Consider the following 23,146-nt stretch of genomic DNA (forward strand, 5'->3'; position numbering starts at 1 on the left):
TGAACCCTTGAAAGGGGAATACCGATGCACGCCTATCGCAGCCATACCTGCGCCGCCCTGAACACGTCCCATGTGGGACAAACCATCCGCCTGTCGGGCTGGGTGCATCGGGTGCGCGATCATGGCGGCGTCCTGTTCATCGACCTGCGCGACCATTACGGCATCACCCAAGTGCTGGCCGACAGCGACAGCCCGGCCTTTGCCGAGATCGAAAAGGTCCGCGCCGAATGGGTCATCCAGATCGAAGGCCGGGTCAAGGCGCGCGACGCCGCGCTGATCAACCCCAAACTCCCCACCGGCGAGATCGAGGTTTACGCCACCGGTCTCACCGTTCTGGGTGAGGCGGCAGAACTCCCGCTCCCGGTCTTTGGCGAAACCGAATACCCCGAGGAAACCCGCCTCACCTACCGTTTCCTCGATCTGCGCCGCGAAGGCATGCACCGCAACATGATGCTGCGGTCAAACGTGGTGCGCTCCTTGCGCAACCGCATGTGGGACATGGGCTTCAACGAATTCCAGACCCCGATCATCACCGCCAGCAGCCCCGAAGGCGCGCGCGATTTCCTCGTGCCGTCGCGCCTGCATCCGGGCAAGTTCTACGCCCTGCCGCAGGCGCCGCAGCAGTTCAAGCAGCTGATCATGGTCGCGGGCTTTGACCGCTATTTCCAGATCGCGCCCTGCTTCCGCGATGAAGACCCGCGCGCCGACCGCTCGCCCACCGACTTTTACCAGCTCGACATCGAAATGAGCTTTGTGGAACAGGAGGACGTCTTCGCCGTGGTGCAACCGGTGATTTCGGGCCTGTTCGAGGAATTCGCCCCGCACAAATCCGTCTCGAAAGACTGGCCGCGCATCGCCTATCGCGACAGCTTGCTCTGGTATGGCTCCGACAAGCCCGACCTGCGCAACCCGATCAAGATGCAGGTGGTGTCCGAGCATTTCGCAGGCTCCGGCTTTGCCGTCTTCGCCAAACTGCTGGAGCAAGAGGGCACCCAGATCCGCGCCATCCCCGCGCCCAAAGGCGGCAGCCGCAAATTCTGCGACCGCATGAACGCCTTTGCCCAACAACAGGGCCTGCCCGGCATGGGCTATATCTTCTGGCGCGAGGCGGAAGATGGCTCGGGCATGGAAGCCGCAGGCCCCTTGGCCAAGAACATCGGCCCCGAGCGCACCGAAGCCATCCGCCAGCAGCTTGGCCTTGGCATGGGCGACGCCGCTTTCTTCCTTGGCGGCAAACCCGAAGCCTTCGAGGCGGTCGCAGGCCGCGCGCGCAACGTGATCGGCGAAGAACTGGGCCTGACGGAGAAAGACACGTTCCGCTTTGCATGGATCGTCGATTTCCCGATGTATGAGAAAACCGACGACGGCAAGATCGACTTCAGCCACAACCCCTTCTCGATGCCGCAAGGCGGGATGGAGGCGTTGCAGGGCAATCCGCTCGACGTCTACGCCTATCAATACGATCTGGCCTGCAACGGCTATGAGCTGATCTCGGGCGGCATCCGCAACCACAAGCCGGAAATCATGTTCAAGGCGTTTGAACTGGCAGGCTACCCCAACTCCGAGGTGGAAAAGCGCTTTGGCGGCATGGTCAAGGCGTTCAAATACGGCGCGCCGCCCCACGGCGGTTGCGCGGCGGGCATCGACCGCATCGTGATGCTCTTGGCCGACACCACCAACATCCGCGAAGTCATCATGTTCCCGATGAACCAGCGCGCCGAAGATCTGCTGATGAATGCGCCTTCGGAACCCACCAACGAACAGTTGCGCGAATTGCGCCTGCGCGTGTTGCCGAAAGAGGCGTGATGTACAGCGCCACCGTCCCTGTCTTTCGCCACTACCTCGCCCAAATGGCGGGGATCGTGGAGAAAGCGGGGCGGGGCGCGATGACCGCGCAGATTGCCGACAGCTTCAGCGCCTCGCAGCACTTTGCAACGGCGGCGGGGTTCTCCTTGCGGGTCGCCTGCCCGCTTGCCGGGCGGGCGGTGCCCGATCTTCCTGCGGCCCTCGCGCCGCGCATGGCGGTGGCCCGCGCCACCCTCGGCGCGATGAAACCGGCCGAGTTTGAAGGCGCAGCCGACCGCGTCATCCACCATCGCGCGGGCTTTGCCGATCTGGAACAGCCCGCGCAGGATTTTTTGTTCCTTTACGGTCTGCCCAACTTCTTCTTCCATGTCACCATGGGCTACGCCGCCTTGCGCGCTGCGGGGGTGCCGCTTGGCAAGGCCGATTTCGACGGCCTTCACGCCTATCCCCCCGATTTCCACTTCGAGGGGCCGCACACTCGCAAATAAGCCGCGCGTGCCCGTCCCCCGCCTGCGCAGCGCCCTGCGCGCCAAACCCCACCACCTTCCCACCCGCCGCTTTTCGTCCTGCACCGGTCCGCCCGGCCACGCACAGGGGGTGGGCCGCATGCCGCCAAGCGGTGCACAGCGCCCGCATGTGTGCTTAACATCGCCCAAACGCCCCAAAGGCCCGATGCCCACCGCCCCATGACCCAAGACATCCCCACCGCCGCTTTTCGCCCCGCACCGGTCCGCCCGGCCACGCACAGGTGATCCGCCGCGCGCCACCAAGCGGTGCACAGCGCCCGCATTTGTGCTTAACATCGCCCAAACGCCCCAAAGGCCCGATGCCCACCGCCCCATGACCCAAGACAGCACCACCGCCGCCTTTCGTCCTGCCCCGGTCGGCCCGGCCACGCACAGGTGATCCGCCGCATGCCGCCAAGCGGTGCACAGCGCCCGCATTTGTGCTTAACATCGCCTAAACGCCCCAAAGGCCCGATGCCCACCGCCCCATGACCCAAGACAGCCCCACCGCCGCCTTCTGCCCTGCACCGGTACGCCCGGCCACGCACAGGTGATCCGCCGCGTGCCACCAAGCGGTGCACAGCGCCCGCATTTGTGCTTAACATCGCCCAAACGCCCCAAAGGCCCAATGCCCACCGCCCCATGACCCAAGACAGCACCACCGCCGCCTTTCGCTTTGGCTATGGCCTGCCCCTCCCCGCGCAAGCGCCGAGCGAGCCCGCCTCGATGCTTGCCGCCTTGCGCGGACCCGATGTCATGGCCGAAACCTATTCGGGTCCGCGGCTCGCGGATCTGACCGAAACTCTTGCCCGTGCCGACAGCATGCTGCGCACGGCACGCCGTGCCGCCGCGCCCGAGGCCAAGGCGGCCCGGCAGGATTACCGGCAGGCAATCGCGCAGCTGGAAAGCGTCACTCAACACGCCGCCAAGACCACCGTCGCCCGCGCCCTTGATGCGCCCGATGGCTTTCGCGAACGGCTGGTGCAGTTCTGGGCCGATCATTTCACCACCGTTGCCCGCGCCCGCCGTGACCGTCCACTGCCCGCCACCTTGGTGGAAGAGGCGATCCGGCCCCATATCACCGACCGCTTCGCCGATATGTTGCGCGCGGTGATCCAGCACCCGGCCATGCTGGGCTATCTCGATCAATCGCGCAGCTTCGGGCCCAATTCCCGCATCGGGCAGCGCCGCAGCCGCGGGCTGAACGAAAACCTGGCCCGCGAAGTGCTGGAGCTGCACACGCTTGGCTCTGGCTACACGCAGGAAGACGTGACGCAGATGGCCGAATTGCTCACCGGGTTGACGGTGGGCAAATCCGGTCCCACGTTCGACAGCCGTCGCGCCGAGCCCGGGCCCGAAAGCGTGCTGGGCAAAGTCTATGAGGGCGATTCGCTGGGGGCGGTGCTCAAGGCGCTCGACGATCTGGCCGAACACCCCAACACAGCGGCGCATCTGGCGCGCAAACTCGCCGTGCATTTCGTGTCGGATCAGCCGAACCCCGACCTGGTCCAAGCCCTGACCGATGCCTGGCGCGCCTCGGGCGGCGATATGCTGGCCGTGGCCGAAGCCTTGCTGACCCAGCCTGCCGCCTGGAGCAAGCTCCAGGAAAAGGCCCGGCAACCTTTCGATTTTCTGGTGGCCTCCTTGCGCGCCTTGGGGGTCGACGGCGCGGATGTGATGCGCATGTCGGATGCGGTTTTCCGCCAAGTCGTGCTGACCCCTTTGGCCGCCATGGGACAGCCTTGGCAAAGCCCGCCCGGCCCCGATGGCTGGCCCGAGGCGGCCGAGGCCTGGATCACCCCCGAAGCCATGGCCATCCGCATCACCTGGGCGATGGACATGCCCGCGCAGTTGGTCAACCCCTTGCCGGACCCCGTCGCGCTGATGACGCGCGCCTTGGGCAGCCATGTCGGAGAGCGCCTTGCTTGGGCGATCCCGCGCGCAGAAAGCGCGCGCGAGGCGGTCGGTCTCGTGCTCGCCAGCCCCGAATTCAACCGAAGGTAGCCGCCATGGACCGTCGTTTCTTTCTCAAGTCCCTGACCGGCACCGCCTGCTCGATCGCCGCGCATCCGCTGACCACGACCGTCACGTTTGCCGGTTCCGAGAACAGCGCGCTTTTGGGGGCGCATCGGCTCGTGGTGGTGATTCTGCGCGGCGCGATGGATGGGCTCGATCTGGTGCGCCCGTCGGGTGATTCGCTGCTCGCAGGCTACCGCCCCACGCTCTTGGCGGAACAAGGGCCGGATCTCACAGGCTATTTCACCCTTCACCCCGCGTTGACCGGGCTCATACCCCTGTGGCGGGCGGGGCAGCTTGGCTTTGTCCACGCCACCTCCACCCCCTACCGTGACCAGCGCAGCCATTTTGACGGGCAAGACATCCTTGAGGCTGGCACCGGGCTGGACCTGCCCGATGCGGCGGTGCGCGACGGCTGGCTCAATCGTATGTTGCAGGCCGTGCCAGGCCTGCACGCGCAAACCGCCTTTGCCATCGGCACCGATTCTGCCCCCGTGCTCCAAGGCCCGGCCCCCGTCAGCAACTGGCAGCCCGATCTGCGGCTGGACCTTTCGGCACAAAGCCGGTTGCTGCTCGACCATATTTACCACGACGATGCGCTGTTCCGCGAAGCCGCGAGCGAGGCCGTCACGCTGACCCAAAGCCTTGACCCCACCGACATGGCCCCCGCGCTGACGACCGGGCCGCTCGCCGGCATCGACCGCCTGACCGACTTCGCCGCCGAGCGGCTGCGCGCCGACACCCGGATCGCCTCTTTCTCGCTCAACGGCTGGGATACGCACCGCAATCAGTCGGGCGGCATCACCCTGCCCTTGCGGCGGCTGGAGCGGGTGGTGCTGCGCCTGTCCGACCGTCTGGGTCCTGAGATCTGGGGCAAGACGCTTTTGGTGGCGATGACAGAATTCGGCCGCACCGTTGCGGAAAATGGCAGCAAGGGCACCGATCATGGCACCGGCGGCGCCATGCTTCTGGCGGGCGGCGCCTTGCGCGGTGGGCGGGTCATGGGACGCTGGCCGGGGCTGGACGAGGCCGCGCTCTATCAACGGCGGGATCTGATGCCCACCACCGATGTGCGCGCCTGGGCGGCCTGGGCCTTGCGCGGGATGTATGGGTTCGACCGCAGCCTGCTGGAAACCAGCGTCTTTCCCGGCCTGTCCATGGGGGATGACCCGGGCATCCTCGCCTGATGCCATCGGCAAATGCCCATTGCGCCCTGCCCCCACGGCAGGACATAACCGCCACAGGATCACGAGGGCGCGCGCATGCAAGGACAAGCACCACAAGGGCAGGCTCTGGGCAAATGGGCCCCGCCACCGCCGCCCCCCGCACGCCTCTCGCTCAGCGGCACCCATATCCGGCTTGACCCGCTCGACGCCGACACCCATGCGGCCAGCCTGTTCGCCGCCTTCTCCGGCCATGATGCGCTGTGGGACTATATGCCCTATGGCCCGTTTTCCTCGGCCTCCGCCTATCACCGCTGGATCAAGGATCATCAGGGCCGTGCCGACCCGCTCTTCCTTGCCCTCACCGATCGGGCCAGCGGGCAGGCGCGCGGCGTGGCCGCCTATCTGCGAATCACCCCGGATCAAGGCAGCATCGAGGTGGGCCACATCTGCCTCTCCCCGGCCCTGCAGCGCAGCCCTGCCGCCACCGAGGCCATGATCCTGATGATGGACTGGGCCTTTCGCAGCGGATACCGGCGCTATGAATGGAAGTGCAACGCGCTCAACCTGCCCTCGCGCCGCGCCGCCCAAAGGCTTGGCTTCAGCTTCGAGGGCATTTTCCGCCATCATATGGTCGTCAAGGGCCGCAACCGCGACACCGCCTGGTTCTCGGTGATCGACAGCGAATGGCCTGCCCTGCGGGAGGCCTTTGCCGCCTGGCTTTCTCCCGCCAATTTCGACGCGCAGGGCCAGCAGCGGGAACGTCTGTCGGATCTGTCGCGCCTTGTGCGCGCAGGCTCTGATCCAGCCCTGTAGCCGGCGCAGCCGCCACAGCGCAAACCCCCGGCCACAGGCGCAGGCCCCTGTCAAAATGCGGCACTCTGGTGAAGCCTGCGCTGCACAAGCTCTTGCAGACGCGGCAAGGCTTCGGCCCGCAGACCCGCTTCGGTGGCGGCGGCGCGCAGATCCCGGTCGCCGATGGTCTGCGCCAACCCGGCCACGAAACGCGCAAGATAATCGCGTCCGCGCGCATCGATCGCCTCGGCCATAAGCTCTGCGGCATGGGTCAGATCATCGCGCAAGGCCAAAGGATCGCCCGAGATGGCCGCCGCATCGCCTTCGCGCGCGGTCGGGGCAAAGCGGTCTGGGAAATGGCGCAGGATGGCACGCTGAAAGGCCCCGATCCCGGCCAAGGGCTTTTCCAGAAACCCCGCCGCCCCGGCAGCAAGCGCCCGGCGCCGCAGCGTGGGATCGGCGGAAAGACCCAGCACCACCGGCGCTGGCCGCCCCCCCCCGGCCAGATCGCGGATCAGCTGATCCCCCTCCCCGTCCGGCAGGCCCAGATCGACCAGCACCACATCGGGGCAATAGGTGCGCAGATGCAGCCGCGCCTGTGCCAGCGTTTCCGCCCGGCGCAGCCGCCCGCCCGACCGCTGGCACAACAGGCGCAACGCATCCGAAGCGAACCGGCTGTCTTCCACCAACAGCACCGTCACCCCGGCAAGCGGCAGTGCCCCCGCGACAGGCGCCGGCATCCCGTGAGACGGCATCGAGGCCCCCCGCGGCGCAAGTCCGGGGGCGGGCGTGGCAGCAGCAGGCTCAGGCAAGGGCATGGCGGTTCTCCGTCGGGAAAGGTCAAGGCCGCAGCGGCAGACTCCCATCAAACGGGGAAAGCTGCTAAAATCGGGTTAAGCCCCGCATCGGCCGCAGCGGAACGGCCCCTGCGGCGGTTCGGCCCCTTGCCTGATCCGCCGCGCCCGCCCATAACCCGCGCATCGCCTCAAGGAGTTGCCCATGATCGGCCGCCTGAACCATGTCGCCATCGCCGTGCCCGACCTTGCCGCCGCCGCCGCACAATATGCCGGCCCCCTCGGCGCCGCCGTGCGTGCGCCACAGGACGAACCCGATCACGGCGTCACCGTGGTCTTCATCGACCTGCCCAACACCAAGATCGAACTCCTCACCCCCTTGGGCGAGAACTCTCCGATTCAAGGCTTTCTCGACAAGAACCCCGCAGGCGGCATCCACCACATCTGCTACGAGGTGGAAGACATCCTCGCCGCGCGCGACAGTCTCAAGGCCGCCGGGGCGCGCGTGCTCGGCAGCGGTGAGCCCAAGATCGGCGCCCATGGCAAACCGGTGCTCTTCCTTCACCCCAAAGATTTCAACGGCTGCCTGATCGAACTGGAGCAGACATGACCATCACCGCCGCCGCCGTCCTGTTCGCCGTGACTTGGTTCATGGTGTTCTTCATCGTGCTGCCCTTGCGCCTGACCACCCAAGGCGATGCGGGCAGCGTGGTGCCCGGCACCCCTCCCAGCGCCCCGCGCGATGAAATGGTGGGCCGCAAGGCCAAGATCACCACGCTTTTCGCCGTCATCGTCTGGGCGATCCTTGCCGCCATCATCACCTCGGGCACCATCACGGTGCGCGATTTCGACTGGATGGGCCGGATGCCTCCGGTGTCTTCGGCGCCGTGATCCGCGCGCTGCATCCGCAAGACGACCGCGCGGCGGTGGCCTTGCTGCTCACGCAGGCACAAGATTACTACCACCTTTGGCTCGGCCACGCCCCCGGCCCGGCCGAGGTTGAGGATGTGTTCACCGGCACGCCGCCGGGCTGCGATCCCGCCGCCTCGCAGCGGCTCGGCCTCTGGCGTCACGGCGCGCTTCAAGGCGTGGCCGAGCTCTCCTTCGGCTTTCCCGGCCCGCAAGACGCCTATCTTGGCCTGATGATCCTCGCCCCACAGGCCCGGGGCCAAGGCCATGGCGCGGCCTTCCTCGCCCATCTCGAAGCGCTTGCCCGCGCCCGGTCCACGCAGCTCTTTCTTGCGGTGCTCGACGCCAATCCGCGCGGCGCCGCGTTCTGGGCCCGCAATGGCTTTGCCCCCACCGGCGTGTCGCGCCAAGACGCCGACACCGGCCACAGCCTTCACCGCCTCGTCAAACCGCTCTGACCCCGCCCCAGCGGCAGGCTCGCCAAGGCCACCCCGCCCAAGATCACCGCCGAGGCCGCCCAGAACCGCCAGCCCACCGCCTCGCCCAAAACCAGCGCGCCGCCCAGCGCCGCCAGCATCGGCACCGTCAGCTGCGCCACCCCGGCCCGTGCCGCCCCCAGCTGCGGCACCACCCGATACCACAGCGCATACCCAAGCCCCGAGGTCACCGCCCCCGACAGCACCGCCAGCGCCACGCCCGCCGGGGTGGCCTGCATGCCCCCCCACAGCAGCGCCACCGCCAGCACCACCGGCACCGACAGCACGAAATTCCCCGCCGTGGCCGCCAGCGGATCGGCCTCCTTCCGCCCGGCCAGAGAATAGATCCCCCAGCCAAATCCCGCCGCCGCCATGGCCAGCGCGCCTGCCACCGGCACCTCGGCACCCCCCGGCGCCACCAGCCCGACCAGCCCGGCAAAGGCCAGCCCCGCCCCCAGCCAGCGCCGCACCGGCACCGCCTCCCGCGCCAGAAGCGCGCCGCCAAACATCGTCACCTGCACGGTGCCGAACAGGATCAGCGCCCCCACCCCGGCGCCCAGCGCCAGATAGGCCAGCGAAAACCCGATCAGATACAGCGACAGGCCAAACACCCCCGGCCCCCGCCCGCGCGCCTTGGGCCACACCGCCGTGCCGCGCAGCGCCAGCAGCAGCATCAGCATCCCCGCCCCCGCCACCACCCGCAGCGCGGCAAAGCCCAGCGCATCCATCCCCCCTTCGGCCACCGCCATCCGGTTCAGCACCGAATTCGCCGCAAAGGCCAGCATGGCCAGCGCCGTCCAGCCGAACAGTCGCACCCCGCTCATGGCTTGCACCTTTCTGAAATACTCCCGCCGGAGGCGTCTGCCCTCGGCCTCAGGCGCAGGTCCGGCCGCCCTTGGCCTCCCCGCCAGCGCCGCGCCTGCCCGCTCTCAGCCAAGCCACACCGCCTCTGACATCCCGCGCAAGGCATTGCCCAGCCACAGGCGCACGCGCGGCAGGTCCTCGGCCAGCAGCACCTCTTCGGGGCAGCCGATCTCGGCCCGCAACACCCCCGGCAAAAGACCACTGCTCAAGGGCGGCGTGCGCAGCCCTGCGCCTCGGTCAAAGAACAGCGTGGTGATGCTGCCATCGCAGACCTCGCCGCGCTCGTTCAGAAACAGCACCTCGTCCAATCCCGCAGGCAAGGACGCCCGCGCCCGGTCATAGACCGCGCGCTGCGTCGATTTCACCCGCAACCACGGATCGTCCGATCGCAAGCGCGCCGCCGCCAGCCCCAGCCGCCAACAGCCGATCGGCGGCGGCACGGGCCCTGCCTCCATCAGGGCCTCCCCCGCCGGATCCAGCGTCAGGCGCAACCGCGCCGCCTGCCCCTCCGGCCCCTGCGGGTGCAGCTCCGGCAGCCCCCAGCCCAAGGCCGCCGCCCCCGCCCGCAGCCGCGCCAGATGCAAAGGCCAGCGCGGCACCGCGCTGCCATCCCACAGCATTGTCTCGATCAGCTTCAGTCCCGGCGTGCCAGCCGCGCCGCAAAGCGTGCTTTCCACAGCGCCTCCTCCCATTCGCCTTGCGCGGTGGAATCATGCACCACCCCGCCCCCCACATTCAGCCGCACCGCACCCTCCGGCCACACCCGCACCGTGCGGATCGCCACGGACCAACAATGCGCCCCTCCGGGCGCGGACCAAGCTTGCGCCCCTCCGGGCGCGGGGGCACGTCCCGCCCCGTCCGGCGCGGCCCAGCCCACAGCGCCGCAATACACGCCGCGCGGCTCGGTCTCGACCTCGGCGATGATCTCCATCGCCCGGATCTTCGGCGCCCCCGTGACCGACCCGCAAGGAAACAGCGCCGCCATCAGCCCCGGCAGGCCCGCGCCCGGCAACAGCCGCCCCTGCACCCGGCTGCTCATCTGATGCACGGTGGCGAAACTCTCCACCGCATAAAGCTCGGGCACCTTGACCGACCCCACCTCCGACATCCGCGCAATGTCATTGCGCAGCAGATCCACGATCATCAGATTCTCGGCGCGGTCCTTTTCACTCGCCTGCAAGGCCGCCGCCAACCCGGCATCCTCCACCGGGTCATCGCTGCGCGGGGCCGTGCCCTTCATCGGGCGGCTCTCGATCACGCCCGCCGCCACCCGGAAAAACAGCTCCGGACTGCGCGACACGATGGCAGGCCCCACCCCCAGATCGACAAAGGCGCCATAGCCCACCGGCTGCCCCGCGCGCAGCGCCCCATAGAGGCCCAAGGCCGTGCCACCCTCCAGATGCGAGGCGATCGGAAAGGTCAGGTTGATCTGATAACAGTCCCCCGCCGCGATATAGGCCTGCACCCGCGCGAAGGCGGCGGCATAGGCCTCAAAGCCCACCACAGGCGCCAGCGGCGCCAGCCGCATTCCTTGCCCTTCCGCGCTTGCGCGCGCCAGCGCCGCCTCGGCATCTTCCGGCCCGTCAAAGGCGGCAAGGCAGACCAGCGGCCCCCCCGGCGCCTCCGGCATCACCCGCTGCAAGCGTGGCTCCAAGGCATAGCCCGCCTCATAGCCGATATAGCCCGCAATCCACGCGCCAGCCGCGCGCGCGTCCTCCGCCGCGGCAAGAGCCGCCTGCACCTCGCTTGCCTGCTGCGCCACGAACAGCGCGCGCGGCCGCGCAAACAGCGCCGCCTGCCCCCCCGGTCCATGCTCGATGATGATCATGCGGTTTCCCCGGCCTCAGAACCCCCGGCCCGCCTGTCCTGACCCGCGCGCCGCCTCTCGCATCTAGCACGCGCCCCCCGGCCCGAACAGGCGCGATGCGACCCCGCCTTTGCCATCGCACCGCCCCGCAAGGCATCGGTCGGGCGGGGTTCACCTCGCCTTGCGAAGGGCGCAGCCGGGGCGAACCCCGCCCCACCCCAAATCCCCTGCCCGCAACCCGCTCGCAAAGGGTTGCGCGCGGTCGCGCAACCCCCTAAACCCCCGTCAATTTGTCAGACCGCTCGAATCCGCGACCCGGTGTCACCGCGCCGGGATCAGCCATGCACAGGGGCCACCGCCATGCCAAAAAGAACCGACATCACATCCATCATGATCATCGGTGCCGGCCCCATCGTCATCGGACAGGCCTGCGAATTCGACTACTCCGGCGCACAGGCCTGCAAGGCCCTGCGCGAGGAAGGCTACCGCGTCATTCTGGTGAACTCGAACCCCGCCACCATCATGACCGACCCCGGCCTCGCCGATGCCACCTATATCGAACCGATCACGCCCGAAGTGGTCGCCAAGATCATCGAGAAAGAACGCCCCGATGCGCTCTTGCCCACCATGGGCGGCCAGACCGGCCTGAACACCGCGCTTGCCCTCGCCGACCTCGGCGTGTTGGAAAAGTTCAACGTGGAGCTGATCGGCGCCAAGCGTGCCGCCATCGAAATGGCAGAAGATCGCAAGCTCTTCCGCGAGGCGATGGACCGGATCGGCCTTGAAAACCCGAAGGCCACCATCATCGCCGCCCCCAAACTGGCAAATGGCAAATACGACATCAACGCCGCCTTGCGCGAAGCGATGGACACGCTCGATTACGTCGGCCTGCCCGCCATCATCCGCCCCGCCTTCACCCTTGGCGGCACCGGCGGCGGCGTCGCCTACAACCGCGACGACTACGAAGCCATCTGCCGCTCCGGCCTCGAAGCCTCGCCCATGGCGCAGATCCTCGTCGATGAATCCCTGCTCGGCTGGAAAGAATACGAGATGGAGGTGGTGCGCGACACCGCCGACAACGCCATCATCGTCTGCGCCATCGAAAACATCGATCCGATGGGCGTGCACACCGGCGACTCGATCACCGTGGCCCCGGCCCTCACGCTGACCGACAAGGAATATCAGATCATGCGCAACGGCTCGATCGCCGTGCTGCGCGAAATCGGCGTCGAAACCGGCGGCTCCAACGTGCAATGGGCGATCAACCCCGCCGATGGCCGCATGGTGGTGATCGAGATGAACCCCCGCGTCTCGCGCTCCTCGGCGCTCGCCTCCAAGGCCACCGGCTTCCCCATCGCCAAGATCGCCGCCAAACTTGCCGTCGGTTATACGCTGGACGAACTCGACAACGACATCACCAAAGTCACCCCGGCCAGCTTCGAGCCCTCCATCGACTATGTCGTGACCAAGATCCCGCGCTTTGCCTTTGAAAAATTCCCCGGATCGGAAAACAACCTCACCACCGCGATGAAATCCGTGGGCGAGGTGATGGCCATTGGCCGCACCATCCACGAATCCATGCAAAAGGCGCTGGCCTCCTTGGAAACCGGCCTCACCGGCTTTGACGAAATCGCCATTCCCGGCGGCCCCGACCGCGCCGCCATCTCCAAGGCCCTGTCCTTGCAAACGCCCGACCGCCTGCGCGTTATCGCCCAAGCCATGCGCGACGGCTTCTCGAATGACGAGATTCAGGCCATCACCTCTTTCGATCCGTGGTTCCTCGCCCGCATCCGCGAAATCATCGAGGCCGAGGCCGAGGTGCGCAAGTCCGGCCTGCCGCTCGACGCCACCGGCATCCGCAAGCTGAAGATGATGGGCTTCACCGATGCCCGCCTCGCCAAGCTCACGGGCCGGGACGAAGCGCAAGTGCGCCGCGCCCGTCGCAACCTTGGCGTCACCGCTGTCTTCAAACGCATCGACACCTGCGCCGCCGAGTTCGAGGCGCAGACGCCTTACATGTATTCCACCTATGAAACCCCGGTGATGGGCGATGTGGAATGCGAAGCCCGGCCTTCGAATGCCAAAAAGGTCGTCATCCTTGGCGGCGGCCCGAACCGGATCGGTCAGGGGATCGAGTTCGACTATTGCTGCTGCCACGCCTGCTACGCGCTCACCGATGCGGGCTATGAAACCATCATGGTCAACTGCAACCCCGAAACGGTCTCCACCGACTATGACACCTCCGACCGCCTCTATTTCGAGCCGCTCACCTTGGAGCATGTTCTCGAAATCCTGCGCGTCGAACAGGAAAACGGCACCCTGCACGGCGTGATCGTGCAATTCGGCGGTCAGACGCCGCTGAAACTCGCCAACGCCCTGCATGAAGAAGGCATCCCGATCCTCGGCACCACGCCCGACGCGATCGACCTTGCCGAAGACCGCGAGCGGTTCCAGCAACTCTTGAACACTCTCAACCTCAAGCAGCCGCACAATGGCACCGCGCGCAGCCGCGATGAGGCGTTCGCTGTGGCGGCCAAGGTTGGCTATCCGCTGGTGATCCGCCCCTCTTTCGTTCTCGGCGGCCGCGCGATGGAGATCATCCGCGACGACGCGCAGTTGGAACGCTACATCCGCGAAGCCGTGCAGGTCTCGGGCAACAACCCGGTTCTCCTCGACAGCTACCTGTCGGGCGCGATCGAGGTGGATGTGGACGCGCTCTCTGATGGCACCAATGTCCATGTCGCGGGCATCATGGAGCATATCGAAGAGGCGGGCGTGCACTCGGGCGACTCCGCCTGCTGCCTGCCGCCGCACTCGCTCTCGGCAGACACCATCGCCGAGTTGAAAACCCAGACCATCGCCATGGCCCGCGCGCTGAACGTGGTCGGGCTGATGAACGTGCAATTCGCGATCAAGGACGGCACCATCTACGTCCTCGAAGTGAACCCGCGCGCCTCGCGCACGGTGCCCTTCGTCGCCAAAGCCACCGACTCCGCCATCGCCGCCATAGCCGCCCGGCTGATGGCAGGCGAGCCGATGGCAAACTTCCCGCTGCGCGCGCCCTATGAGGCCGGGGTCGGCCCCGACACCGATCTGCCGCTGGCCGATCCCTTCACGCTGGCCGACCCGATCACCCCGTGGTTCTCGGTGAAAGAGGCCGTGCTGCCCTTCGCCCGCTTCCCCGGCGTCGATCCGATGCTCGGGCCTGAAATGCGCTCCACCGGCGAAGTCATGGGCTGGGACCGCACCTTCGCCCTCGCCTTCCTCAAGGCGCAGATGGGCGCAGGCACCATCCTGCCCGAGTCTGGCCGCGTCTTCCTCTCGGTCAAGGACATGGACAAGACCGAAAGCCTTGCGCAAGCCGCCCGCGATCTGGTGGCCATGGGCTTCGAGATCGTCGCCACCAAAGGCACCGCCACATGGCTCGCGGGGGTGGGCGTCGCCTCTACGCCGGTCGCCAAGGTTTATGAAGGCCGCCCCAACATCGTGGACCGCCTGAAAAACAACGACATCGCGCTGGTGATGAACACGACCGAAGGCACCCAAGCCATCAACGACAGCCGCGACATCCGCCGCGTCGCCCTGATGGACAAGATCCCCTACTTCACCACCGCCGCCGCCAGCATCGCCGCCGTCGCCGCGATGAAGGCCCGGGGTGAGGGGTATGGCGTGCGGACGTTGCAGGGTTAAACGCGGCCACGGCCTTGCCGGGGCAAAAACGGTCCAGTGGACCGTTTTCAGCGTTTAATGGGCGCGCACACCTGCGCGCCCCAGACGTGCAAGTCACGGGGGGAGTGGGCCGGAAACGACTCCGCCCCCTCTACTCCCACCGCCCCAGCCGCCGGAGGTCTGCTTCCAGCGCGTCCCGCTCGCGCTTCTGGCGCGCGGCCAGTGCCGCCGCTTCCTCCTCGGTCCGATAGAGCCCGCTGTAATCCACATCCTCCGGCCCTTTCACCACCCCCGCCAACCTTGCGTGCATGAAGGTCGCCAGCACCTCGGCCATGCGCGTTGTGTGGCCTTTGCCCAGACTGCGGAAGAAGCGCAGCACATCGGCCTCCACCCACAGGGTCAGCTTCACCTTGCGGCCCGGCCCCACGGCTTGCGCAATCGCATGCCACGCTTCGGGCACCGCCCCCTGCCCGCGCCGCGGCCCGTGCAGCGCGCGCTCCAGATCGCGCAGCCCTTCGGCCATGCGGTGATAGCTGGCCTTGCGATTGTCATCCTTTGTGCTCATGGCGCACCTCCGGCGGTCAGTCTGTCCTACACTCCCCGCAAAAGGCGTTAACCGCACGCGCGCCACCCGCATGACACAAGCCATACGCGGGCCAGACGCAGGCCGCACCCAAACCAGACCCTTGACTTCTGCCGGAAAAAGGCCCATCTGCCCCTCAGACCGAAGCCCGTGCCGCGTGAGCACCGAAAGGCCCGGACGATAGGTTCCCACCATCACGCAGGGGCGCCGACGGCGCGCACGGTCATCCGAACTGTCGGGGGACGAGGACCGCCGTTTCCTTGTTTGATGGAACGACCAGATGACAACATTCGCCGATCTCGGCCTCAGCGCCAAGCTGTTGAAGGCCCTCGAAAAAACCAAACTTCAAACGCCCACGCCCATTCAGGCGCAGGCAATCCCGCACATCATGCAGGGCCGCGATCTGATGGGCCTTGCCCAGACCGGCACGGGCAAGACGGCCGCCTTTGGCCTGCCGCTTTTGCACCGCCTGCTCGACATCGGCCACCCGCCGGGGCCCAAGAACGTGCGCGCGCTGATCCTCGCGCCGACGCGGGAATTGACGTTGCAAATCAAGGACAACCTTGAAGTCTTCACCAAGGGAACCCCGGTGAAGGTGACCATGGTGGTCGGCGGCGCCTCGCTGTTCCGGCAGGCGCAGGCACTTGCAAAAGGCAGCGACGTCCTCGTCGCCACCCCCGGCCGTCTGATCGACCTGCTCGAGCGTGGCGATGTCAAGCTTGACCAATGCGGCTATCTCGTGCTGGACGAGGCCGATCACATGCTGGACATGGGCTTCATCCACTCCTTGCGCAAAATCGCCAAGCATATCCCGCTGAAACGCCAGACCCTGTTGTTCTCGGCGACGATGCCAAAGGATATCTCCGAGATTGCAGACACTTACCTGCGTGACCCGGTTCGGGTTCAGGTCACCACCACCGGCAAAACCGCCGACAAGGTGACCCAAGGCGTGCATTTCCTGCCCAATGGCGACAAGGCCCGCGTGCTCGAGGATTACCTGAAAAAGCATCCCGGCGAACAGGCGCTGGTCTTTGGCCGCACCAAGCATGGCTCTGAAAAGCTGATGAAATTGCTGGCAGGCTGGGGCTTCAAGGCCGGGTCCATCCACGGCAACAAGTCGCAATCCCAGCGTGACCGCACCCTGACCGAGTTCCGCAACGGCGAGCTGGACGTGCTGGTGGCCACCGATGTGGCCGCGCGCGGCATCGACATTCCGACGGTGCGGCACGTCTACAATTTCGACATGCCGAACGTGCCCGAAAACTATGTGCATCGGATCGGCCGCACCGCCCGCGCCGGTGCCGAAGGCAGCTCGGTCAGCTTCTGCGCGCCAGCCGAGATGGGAGAGTTGCAGGCCATTGAAAAGCTGCTGAAAAAGCCGCTCCCCATTCTGGGTGGGGCACCTTGGGCCGCCGACATCGTGGCCGCGACGCCAAAGCCCGGGCAAAACCGGGGCCAGCGTCCGGCCCGTCCGCAAGGCGGCCGCCCGCAAGCGGCCAAACCGGCCGGGTCGAAACCGCAAGGCGCGCGCCCTGCCGCCAAGCCAAAGCCCATGGGCGGCGGCAATGCCCCGCGCCGGTCCGACGGTGGCAAGCCTGCCGGTCAGCGTCGCAGCAGCTGACGCCGCCCGCGTCGGCCCGGACATCCGCGCAGACGCTTTGCTTTTTGCTCTGGATGACACCGCCCCCGTGGCGGTGTCTTCATATCTGCACAACACAGGCCTGCTATTTCTTGTGCGCGGATGGGGCAGTGCCCCGCCGCCCGCGCGCAAAAACGCCCGCCCCTCCCCACCGCCCGCTCAAAAGTTAACGGTGCCAGACCGCGAGACCGGCTGCCCGAAGGCAAAGCAGCCGCGCCTTTTCTCCATGTTAACGGATCGTTAACCCATCTCTGGCATCCAAGGGCCGCCGGGTGTTTGCCGGTATGTAGTGAGTGACCGATGCCTTGATCATCGGCCCGTGTAAGGAACCGCCGCGCCCTGGTGCCTTCCGGGTGTCCCCCAGTCGGCGCGGCGGGCGCCTTAGCAGCGCGGCCAATGCTTGCGGATCTGTGGTGAAATCGGCTAGGTGCTCCGCCATGGCCAAGCTGTATTTCAATTACTCCACCATGAACGCCGGGAAATCGACCCTGCTCTTGCAGGCCGCCCACAACTATGGCGAGCGCGGGATGGAGACCTATCTGATCACCGCGCAGTTTGACACCCGCGCCGGCGAAGGCCGGATCGCCAGCCGCATCGGCATCGCCGACCCCGCCGACACCTTCGCCCCGGACGAGGATATGTATGCCAAGCTCAAGGCACGGCTTGCCCTTGGGTCGGTGTCTTGCGTCTTCATCGACGAGGCGCAGTTCCTGTCGAAAGAGCAGGTCTGGCAACTGGCTTGTGCGGTGGATGATCTGGCGGTTCCCGTCATGTGCTACGGCTTACGCGTTGATTTCCAAGGCCAACTCTTTCCGGGCTCGGCCGCCCTTCTGGCTTGGGCCGATGAAATGCGCGAGGTGCGCACCATCTGCCATTGCGGCAAGAAGGCCACCATGGTCGTGCGCAAAGGCGCTGATGGCCGTGCCCTGCGCGATGGCGATCAGGTGGTGATTGGCGGCAACGAAACCTATGTCAGCCTGTGCCGCAAGCATTGGCGCCATGCCGTGGACGACGCCGTCGAACACCCGCCTCAGGCCTGAGGCAGCACCGTCTCCCGCGCCTGCGCGCGCAAGGCAATCATGCACCCGGCGGTCACGATCAGCGCCATGCCCGCCACCGCCATTGGGGCCAGAAGCTCGCCCCAAAGCAGCCAAGACCAAAAGGCCGAAGCGGGCAGGATCACATATTCAATCACCGAGGCCCGCCCGGCATCGGTGATCTGATAGGCGCGGATCATCATGCCCACGCCCAGCAAGGACCCCGCCGCCTGCACAAAGGTCCAGAACAGGAAAGGCCAGCTCGGCGTTACCCAACCGCGCAGCAAGAAGCCATCAGGGCCAAGCGGGGCGACCAAAGGCACCACCGTCAGCACCACCATCCCCAAGGCCCCGAAAAGGCCGAGAATGCCGAAGAACCCGGCCACCAAGGTCTCGGCGCTTTCGTTGGGGCACCATTCGCGCGTTGCCACATTGCCAAGCGCATACAAGGCGCCCGCCAGAACCGGCAGCACCGCCGCGACCGAGGCACCGGAAAGCGCCTCTGGCCCCAGCACCAGCAGCACCCCCACAAAGCCGATGAGCACGGCCAAAATCCGCACCGGCCCAATGGCATGGCCATAGGCAAAGCGCGAGATCAGCAGCACAAAGATCGGTGCGGTGAACAGCCCCGCCGCAACGATGGCGACGGGCAAAAAGGCAAGCGCACCGAAATAGATCACCATGGCCAAGCCATGGATCAGGCTCCGCGCCAGCACCGCACGCGGGTTGACAGGGCGCAGCCGCATGCCCAACAGCGGCACCACCAGCCCCAGCAGGGCCAACGCCATGACCGTGCGGGTAAAATGGAACTGCCACAGCCCGTGCTCTTGCGCGATGACCCGCACGTAATTGTCGGTAAAGCCGATCACCAGCGCATAGCCGCAGATCAGCCCGGCGGCGGCAAGGGTGCGGTCCGTGGTCGGCGGCATGCTGCGCTCCTTCTGTCTCGCCATAGGTGAAACGCGTCACCTCGCGGCTGCGCGTCGGAAAGCGACACCCGTGGTCTGTTCCGGGCGATCTGGCCTTTTTCCTCCCGCCAAACGCCCCCCCAAGGGCGGTGTGAAGTGCGGGCGGGTGATTGTGGCCTGTTCAGCCTTCGTCTAGTGTCGACCTCATGACAGGTAAGTCACCGCGCGCCATGACGGCTTTGAAGAAATACACCCGGCTGGAAAGCCGCGGGCTTTGGCGTGATACGCCGAACTCGCAGCGCCGCGAGGTGATTGTGGCCTTCGGAGAGGCGACGCTCGTCCTGTCCGACCCCAAGAGTGAATCCGCCCTCAGTCACTGGTCCTTGCCCGCGATCGAACGGCTGAACCCCGACGAAAGCCCCGCGCTTTTCGCCCCCGGAGAGGAGGCGATCGAAACGCTGGAACTGGACGACCGGGACATGATCGCAGCGCTAGAGACCGTGCGCAGCGCTTTGGCAGGCCAGCGCCCAAAGCCGGGGCGGTTGCGGGGCGTGCTTCTGGGTGGCGGCACGCTTCTGGTGCTGGCCTTGGCCGCGTTCTGGCTGCCCGACGCCTTGATCAAGCATACAGCCTCTGTCCTGCCAGCGGCGACACGTGCAGCCATCGGACAAGCGGCGCTCAATGATGTGCAACGGCTGACCGGATCGGCCTGCGCCAGCCCCTTGGGCAGCTTTGCCCTGACCGCCCTCGGAGACCGGTTGTTCGGCCCGCATCGGGCACAGATCCTCATTCTCCGCGAAGGTCTGAACGGGGCGCGGCATCTGCCGGGCGGCACCATCCTGATCGGACGGCAGATCGTCGAAGAAGAAAGTGGCCCCGAAGTGCTCGCTGGCCTCGCGCTGGTGGAGCGCTTGCGCGCAGAAGCCCGCGACCCCATCCTGCCTGTGCTCGAGCACGCCGGGCTGACCGCCACCTTTCGCCTGCTCACATCGGGCGTGCTGCCGGACTCGGCGGTCGCCGGATATGGGGAAGTGCTGCTACAGGAAACGGGCGCTCCGATCCCCGATGCCGCGGTTCTCGCACGGTTTAGGGCGGCCGGACTCTCCACCACGCCCTATGCCTATGCGATTGATCCCACGGGCGAAACCACCCTTTCGCTTATCGAGGCCGACCCACTTGCCGGCTTGGTGCCCGAACCCTTGATGCCCGATGGCGACTGGGTCAGCCTGCAAGACATCTGCACCACAAGCTGACAGCCCTTCGCAGCGCGCGCCTTGCGGTCGGCCTGTCAGCGGATGAACGCATCCGAAAAGCCTGCGCTTCGGGCGGCGGCAAGCGCAGCCTGCGCCTCGGCGTTCGAGGCAAAGGGGCCTGCCATCACGATCTGCAACGCCTTGCCATTCCGGGCCGCTTCGCCGCGGGCCACCGGCAAACCCAACCGCGACAACGTCGCAAAGGCCCCTTCGGCATTCGCAGGCTCGCCAAATGTGCCGACTTGCACATAGGCGCGCCCACCCTCGCCGACCGGCGCGGCGCTTGGCACGGCCTTGGACGAGGCATGAACCTTGGGAAGGACACGCACCTTGCCCCGCGTGCTCTCCTCATTGGCGACAAGACGCGCCGGCACGTCGCGCGTCCAGATCTGGTCTTGCTGCGCCCAGCCTTCCCGCGTGCCAATGCCCCGGTTGGGGTTCAAGCGATCATCGTCAAACGCTTTCTTGTAGCCTTTGGGCACAACCGGCTGATCGACGGGCGGCATTGCCCGCCGCATGTCCTGACCCGCGCGAAGCCCCGCCGCCGGATCGGGACCGACAAGATAGCCAGACGGCGCCACTGCCGCGCCCCCCTCCACCAAACGCGGTGCACGCGCATGGGCCAGATCGCCATCTCCACGGGTGCACAAGACCACAGAGCCACCATTCTGCAAGCTGAAGCGCTCAGCCACCGGGACATCGCGGTAGCATCCGATCTTGCCGCTTCCGGCCGTCGTCGACACGCGTTGCGCGGGCTGCGTGCGCGGCACTTGCGGCTGCGGCCGGGCGACAGCCACGGGCGGCGGCACGTAAGAGGGTGGGGCCACGCGCGACGGCGTCTGTATGGCCCGAATGCGCGGTGCCGTGGTCGTGCTGGCCACCGTATCGAGCGGAGGCCGCTCCGCCGGCACCGCCCGTGGCTCTGGCGCGCGCGCCACCGGGGCAGGTTCCGCACGCGGCGGATCAACGATCACAACCTGATTGTTCCCGAATGTCGGAGGATAACCGCAAAGGGGGGCCCGGCTGGCGTTCACACGCGGCACCCAGTTCACACGCCCACCAAACCCCGCGCGCAGAAACACACAGCCACGGCTGTCAACATATTGCTGACCGGTAAAAGAGGCTGGCGGCAGTTCCCGCGGCGCCCCAAAGTCATTGGTCGTCTGTGCACTGGCGATATTCAAACCAGCCAGAACCGCAAGCACTGCGGCCCCCGAAAGCAATTTCAACACCATGACTACCCCCGAGTAGCGTGTGAGGGATACTGGATTACTCTTGCTGCTGAGTAAAGAGCTTGAGCCGCTATTTTGTGCCGAACATCCGGTCTCCCGCATCCCCTAGACCCGGCACGATATAGCCGTGATCGTCCAGATGGCTGTCCAGCGACGCGGTGACGATGGGAACATCCGGATGCGCTTCCTGCATACGCTTGACACCTTCGGGCGCGGCCAGAAGACACAGGAAACGCAGGTTCTTCGCGCCATTGTCTTTCAGCAACTGCACGGCCGCCACCGAGGAATTTCCAGTCGCAAGCATCGGATCCACGACGATGCAGATCCGGTCTTCCAGCTGAGTCGGAACCTTGAAGTAATACTGCACCGGTTGCAGCGTCTCGGGGTCACGATACAATCCCACAAAGCCCACCCGCGCCGCCGGGATCAACTCCAGAATGCCATCCAAAAGCCCGTTGCCAGCCCGCAGGATCGAGATCAGCGCAAGCTTCTTGCCCTCGATCACCGGCGCATCCATCGGCTGCAGCGGCGTTTCGATCCGCTGTGTCGTCATCGGCAGTTCGCGCGTCACTTCATAAGCCAGCAGCAAGGAAATCTCGCGCAAAAGCTGGCGGAACGAAGCGGTCGAAGTGTCTTTTTCCCGCATTAGGCTCAGCTTGTGCTGGACCAGCGGGTGGGTCACGACGGTCAGATGGTCCAGCATACTCAGGCCTCCAGCAGTTTTGCGATGCGTGCGCGTGTATCGACGTCACAGAAAGCGGCGTCAAGCGCGGTGCGGTTGAGCGTGGCAAAAACCCCGTCATCCCAGTCGAAGGCGCGGTTCAGTTCTTCAAATTCACGCGCCATGGTGGTGTGAAAGAACGGCGGATCATCGGTGCTGACCGTCACCTTGACACCCCGCTCATAAAGCTGCGCGATCGGATGACTGCGCCAGTTGGGGTAAACCCCCAAGGCCACGTTCGATCCCGGGCACACCTCCAGCACGATGCCGCGCTCCGCCAGTTCATCGACCAGCGCCAGATCCTCGATGGCGCGCACGCCATGGCCGATGCGTTCGACCCCAAGATCATTGACGGCATCACGCACCGATTGCGGACCGCCCCATTCCCCGGCATGCGCCGTCAACCGCAGCCCGGCCTCACGCGCGCAATCAAAGGACCAGCCAAAATCCTTGGGCGCAAGCATGGCCTCATCCCCGGCAAGGCCAAAGCCCACGATCCAGTCCCCCGCCGTATCCGCCGCACATTGTGCGGTTTCACGCGCTTTTTCCGGGCCGAAATGCCGGATGCAGGTGACAATGCCGCGCAAGGTGATGCCCATGCTGCGCTCGGCCTGATCCGCCGCCTCGCGGATCGCGTGCAGGTATTCGCGCCACGCCCCCACATCGCGCCCGCCGCAGAAATCAGGGCTGAGGAAGGTTTCCGAATAGACCACCCCATTTGCCGCGCTTTCCTCCAGCACCGCCAAGGTGAGACGCGCATAATCCTCGGGCGATTTCAGCGTGCTGGTGGCCGCCTCGTAGACCTTCAGAAAGTCCCAGAAGTCCTTGTATTGATAATGCCCGCGCGCATCGAAGATGCCGCCGATATCCATGTGCTTTTCCTTCGCCAGCCCGCGGATAAAGGCGGGCGGTGCCGCGCCTTCCAGATGAAGGTGCAATTCGACTTTCGGCATCATGGCTTGGGCATC

21 protein-coding genes are annotated in these 23,146 nt (G+C 66.4%); 12 read left to right on the plus strand and 9 right to left on the minus strand.

Annotation, left to right across the window (positions count from 1 at the left end; translation table 11 throughout):
- Positions 1 to 24: 24 nt before the first annotated feature.
- From aspS to CUR21_RS11760, 5 genes are all read left to right on the plus strand, one after another.
- Positions 25 to 1,806, plus strand: coding sequence for an aspartate--tRNA ligase (aspS, locus tag CUR21_RS11740; RefSeq protein WP_100197205.1), 1,782 nt, complete (start codon positions 25 to 27; stop codon positions 1,804 to 1,806).
- Positions 1,806 to 2,294 (plus strand): DUF1993 family protein, encoded by a 489-nt coding sequence (locus CUR21_RS11745; RefSeq protein ID WP_100197206.1) that lies wholly within the window; start codon positions 1,806 to 1,808, stop codon positions 2,292 to 2,294. Before aspS ends, CUR21_RS11745 begins: the two co-directional genes overlap by 1 nt.
- A 660-nt stretch (positions 2,295 to 2,954) precedes the next feature.
- Complete coding sequence (locus CUR21_RS11750) at positions 2,955 to 4,316, plus strand: DUF1800 family protein (RefSeq protein ID WP_232622765.1); 1,362 nt, start codon at positions 2,955 to 2,957, stop codon at positions 4,314 to 4,316.
- Positions 4,317 to 4,321: 5 nt separating this feature from the next.
- The gene (locus tag CUR21_RS11755; RefSeq protein WP_100197207.1) at positions 4,322 to 5,515 is read left to right on the plus strand and encodes a DUF1501 domain-containing protein; all 1,194 of its coding nucleotides are present in this window, start codon (positions 4,322 to 4,324) and stop codon (positions 5,513 to 5,515) included.
- A gap of 75 nt (positions 5,516 to 5,590) precedes the next feature.
- On the plus strand, positions 5,591 to 6,307 hold the full coding sequence (locus CUR21_RS11760; RefSeq protein WP_100197208.1) for a GNAT family N-acetyltransferase: 717 nt from the start codon (positions 5,591 to 5,593) through the stop codon (positions 6,305 to 6,307).
- A gap of 50 nt (positions 6,308 to 6,357) precedes the next feature.
- Here the strand turns inward: CUR21_RS11760 and CUR21_RS11765 are convergent, their stop codons facing one another.
- A complete protein-coding gene (locus CUR21_RS11765) occupies positions 6,358 to 7,104 on the minus strand; it encodes a response regulator (RefSeq protein ID WP_232622766.1) in 747 nt (248 codons plus the stop codon).
- A gap of 181 nt (positions 7,105 to 7,285) precedes the next feature.
- On the opposite strand from CUR21_RS11765, the gene mce reads away from it, so the two are divergent.
- From mce to CUR21_RS11780, 3 genes are read left to right on the plus strand one after another with little or no spacing between them, the layout of a single operon-like run.
- Complete coding sequence (gene mce / locus CUR21_RS11770; RefSeq protein WP_100197209.1) at positions 7,286 to 7,690, plus strand: methylmalonyl-CoA epimerase; 405 nt, start codon at positions 7,286 to 7,288, stop codon at positions 7,688 to 7,690.
- A complete protein-coding gene (locus tag CUR21_RS11775; protein ID WP_100197210.1) occupies positions 7,687 to 7,971 on the plus strand; it encodes a DUF1467 family protein in 285 nt (94 codons plus the stop codon). The genes mce and CUR21_RS11775 overlap by 4 nt, the downstream gene beginning before the upstream one ends.
- On the plus strand, positions 7,968 to 8,447 hold the full coding sequence (locus CUR21_RS11780) for a GNAT family N-acetyltransferase (protein ID WP_232622767.1): 480 nt from the start codon (positions 7,968 to 7,970) through the stop codon (positions 8,445 to 8,447). The genes CUR21_RS11775 and CUR21_RS11780 overlap by 4 nt, the downstream gene beginning before the upstream one ends.
- Here the strand turns inward: CUR21_RS11780 and CUR21_RS11785 are convergent.
- The 3 genes from CUR21_RS11785 to pabB form a co-directional block, all read right to left on the minus strand.
- A complete protein-coding gene (locus tag CUR21_RS11785; protein ID WP_100197212.1) occupies positions 8,423 to 9,289 on the minus strand; it encodes a DMT family transporter in 867 nt (288 codons plus the stop codon). The genes CUR21_RS11780 and CUR21_RS11785 overlap by 25 nt on opposite strands.
- 105 nt (positions 9,290 to 9,394) lie before the next feature.
- Positions 9,395 to 10,006: an aminotransferase class IV gene (locus tag CUR21_RS11790; protein WP_369802523.1), complete on the minus strand. Its 612-nt coding sequence runs from the start codon at positions 10,004 to 10,006 to the stop codon at positions 9,395 to 9,397.
- Positions 9,964 to 11,157, minus strand: a complete 1,194-nt coding sequence (pabB, locus tag CUR21_RS11795) for an aminodeoxychorismate synthase component I (RefSeq protein ID WP_100197213.1) — start codon at positions 11,155 to 11,157, stop codon at positions 9,964 to 9,966. The genes CUR21_RS11790 and pabB overlap by 43 nt, the downstream gene beginning before the upstream one ends.
- A 339-nt stretch (positions 11,158 to 11,496) precedes the next feature.
- Between pabB and carB the strand changes: the two genes are divergently transcribed.
- Positions 11,497 to 14,826, plus strand: a complete 3,330-nt coding sequence (gene carB, locus CUR21_RS11800; protein WP_100197214.1) for a carbamoyl-phosphate synthase large subunit — start codon at positions 11,497 to 11,499, stop codon at positions 14,824 to 14,826.
- Between the two features lie 130 nt (positions 14,827 to 14,956).
- Here the strand turns inward: carB and CUR21_RS11805 are convergent, their stop codons facing one another.
- Positions 14,957 to 15,370, minus strand: coding sequence for a BrnA antitoxin family protein (locus CUR21_RS11805; protein WP_157792000.1), 414 nt, complete (start codon positions 15,368 to 15,370; stop codon positions 14,957 to 14,959).
- 298 nt (positions 15,371 to 15,668) lie between these two features.
- On the opposite strand from CUR21_RS11805, the gene CUR21_RS11810 reads away from it, so the two are divergent.
- Positions 15,669 to 17,009 (plus strand): DEAD/DEAH box helicase, encoded by a 1,341-nt coding sequence (locus CUR21_RS11810; protein ID WP_100197216.1) that lies wholly within the window; start codon positions 15,669 to 15,671, stop codon positions 17,007 to 17,009.
- 455 nt (positions 17,010 to 17,464) lie between these two features.
- Positions 17,465 to 18,067, plus strand: a complete 603-nt coding sequence (locus tag CUR21_RS11815; protein WP_100197217.1) for a thymidine kinase — start codon at positions 17,465 to 17,467, stop codon at positions 18,065 to 18,067.
- Here CUR21_RS11815 and CUR21_RS11820 read toward each other — a convergent pair.
- Entirely contained in the window at positions 18,058 to 18,993 is a 936-nt protein-coding gene (locus CUR21_RS11820) for a DMT family transporter (RefSeq protein ID WP_100197218.1), read from the minus strand. The genes CUR21_RS11815 and CUR21_RS11820 overlap by 10 nt on opposite strands.
- 185 nt (positions 18,994 to 19,178) lie before the next feature.
- Between CUR21_RS11820 and CUR21_RS11825 the strand changes: the two genes are divergently transcribed.
- Entirely contained in the window at positions 19,179 to 20,225 is a 1,047-nt protein-coding gene (locus CUR21_RS11825; RefSeq protein WP_232622768.1) for a hypothetical protein, read from the plus strand.
- Positions 20,226 to 20,260: 35 nt separating this feature from the next.
- Here the strand turns inward: CUR21_RS11825 and CUR21_RS11830 are convergent, their stop codons facing one another.
- From CUR21_RS11830 to CUR21_RS11840, 3 genes are all read right to left on the minus strand, one after another.
- Complete coding sequence (locus tag CUR21_RS11830) at positions 20,261 to 21,460, minus strand: SPOR domain-containing protein (RefSeq protein WP_157792001.1); 1,200 nt, start codon at positions 21,458 to 21,460, stop codon at positions 20,261 to 20,263.
- 67 nt (positions 21,461 to 21,527) lie between these two features.
- A complete protein-coding gene (gene upp, locus CUR21_RS11835; RefSeq protein WP_100197221.1) occupies positions 21,528 to 22,160 on the minus strand; it encodes a uracil phosphoribosyltransferase in 633 nt (210 codons plus the stop codon).
- A gap of 2 nt (positions 22,161 to 22,162) precedes the next feature.
- Positions 22,163 to 23,134, minus strand: a complete 972-nt coding sequence (locus tag CUR21_RS11840) for an adenosine deaminase (protein WP_100197527.1) — start codon at positions 23,132 to 23,134, stop codon at positions 22,163 to 22,165.
- Positions 23,135 to 23,146 lie beyond the last annotated feature (12 nt).

Source organism: Pseudorhodobacter sp. MZDSW-24AT (assembly GCF_002794355.1).
Lineage (GTDB): Bacteria > Pseudomonadota > Alphaproteobacteria > Rhodobacterales > Rhodobacteraceae > Pseudotabrizicola.

What these genes read in the sequence shown, in the direction of transcription:
- CUR21_RS11815 (WP_100197217.1), top strand. Translation starts at nt 17,465, where the DNA reads ATGGCCAAGCTGTATTTCAATTACTCCACCATGAACGCCGGGAAATCG.
- CUR21_RS11750 (WP_232622765.1), top strand. Translation starts at nt 2,955, where the DNA reads ATGACCCAAGACAGCACCACCGCCGCCTTTCGCTTTGGCTATGGCCTG.
- carB (WP_100197214.1), top strand. Translation starts at nt 11,497, where the DNA reads ATGCCAAAAAGAACCGACATCACATCCATCATGATCATCGGTGCCGGC.
- CUR21_RS11830 (WP_157792001.1), bottom strand. Translation starts at nt 21,460, where the DNA reads ATGGTGTTGAAATTGCTTTCGGGGGCCGCAGTGCTTGCGGTTCTGGCT.
- CUR21_RS11755 (WP_100197207.1), top strand. Translation starts at nt 4,322, where the DNA reads ATGGACCGTCGTTTCTTTCTCAAGTCCCTGACCGGCACCGCCTGCTCG.
- CUR21_RS11775 (WP_100197210.1), top strand. Translation starts at nt 7,687, where the DNA reads ATGACCATCACCGCCGCCGCCGTCCTGTTCGCCGTGACTTGGTTCATG.
- CUR21_RS11760 (WP_100197208.1), top strand. Translation starts at nt 5,591, where the DNA reads ATGCAAGGACAAGCACCACAAGGGCAGGCTCTGGGCAAATGGGCCCCG.
- CUR21_RS11785 (WP_100197212.1), bottom strand. Translation starts at nt 9,289, where the DNA reads ATGAGCGGGGTGCGACTGTTCGGCTGGACGGCGCTGGCCATGCTGGCC.
- CUR21_RS11810 (WP_100197216.1), top strand. Translation starts at nt 15,669, where the DNA reads ATGACAACATTCGCCGATCTCGGCCTCAGCGCCAAGCTGTTGAAGGCC.
- CUR21_RS11820 (WP_100197218.1), bottom strand. Translation starts at nt 18,993, where the DNA reads ATGCCGCCGACCACGGACCGCACCCTTGCCGCCGCCGGGCTGATCTGC.
- CUR21_RS11765 (WP_232622766.1), bottom strand. Translation starts at nt 7,104, where the DNA reads ATGCCCTTGCCTGAGCCTGCTGCTGCCACGCCCGCCCCCGGACTTGCG.
- mce (WP_100197209.1), top strand. Translation starts at nt 7,286, where the DNA reads ATGATCGGCCGCCTGAACCATGTCGCCATCGCCGTGCCCGACCTTGCC.
- CUR21_RS11840 (WP_100197527.1), bottom strand. Translation starts at nt 23,134, where the DNA reads ATGATGCCGAAAGTCGAATTGCACCTTCATCTGGAAGGCGCGGCACCG.
- upp (WP_100197221.1), bottom strand. Translation starts at nt 22,160, where the DNA reads ATGCTGGACCATCTGACCGTCGTGACCCACCCGCTGGTCCAGCACAAG.
- CUR21_RS11805 (WP_157792000.1), bottom strand. Translation starts at nt 15,370, where the DNA reads ATGAGCACAAAGGATGACAATCGCAAGGCCAGCTATCACCGCATGGCC.
- pabB (WP_100197213.1), bottom strand. Translation starts at nt 11,157, where the DNA reads ATGATCATCATCGAGCATGGACCGGGGGGGCAGGCGGCGCTGTTTGCG.
- aspS (WP_100197205.1), top strand. Translation starts at nt 25, where the DNA reads ATGCACGCCTATCGCAGCCATACCTGCGCCGCCCTGAACACGTCCCAT.
- CUR21_RS11825 (WP_232622768.1), top strand. Translation starts at nt 19,179, where the DNA reads ATGACAGGTAAGTCACCGCGCGCCATGACGGCTTTGAAGAAATACACC.
- CUR21_RS11745 (WP_100197206.1), top strand. Translation starts at nt 1,806, where the DNA reads ATGTACAGCGCCACCGTCCCTGTCTTTCGCCACTACCTCGCCCAAATG.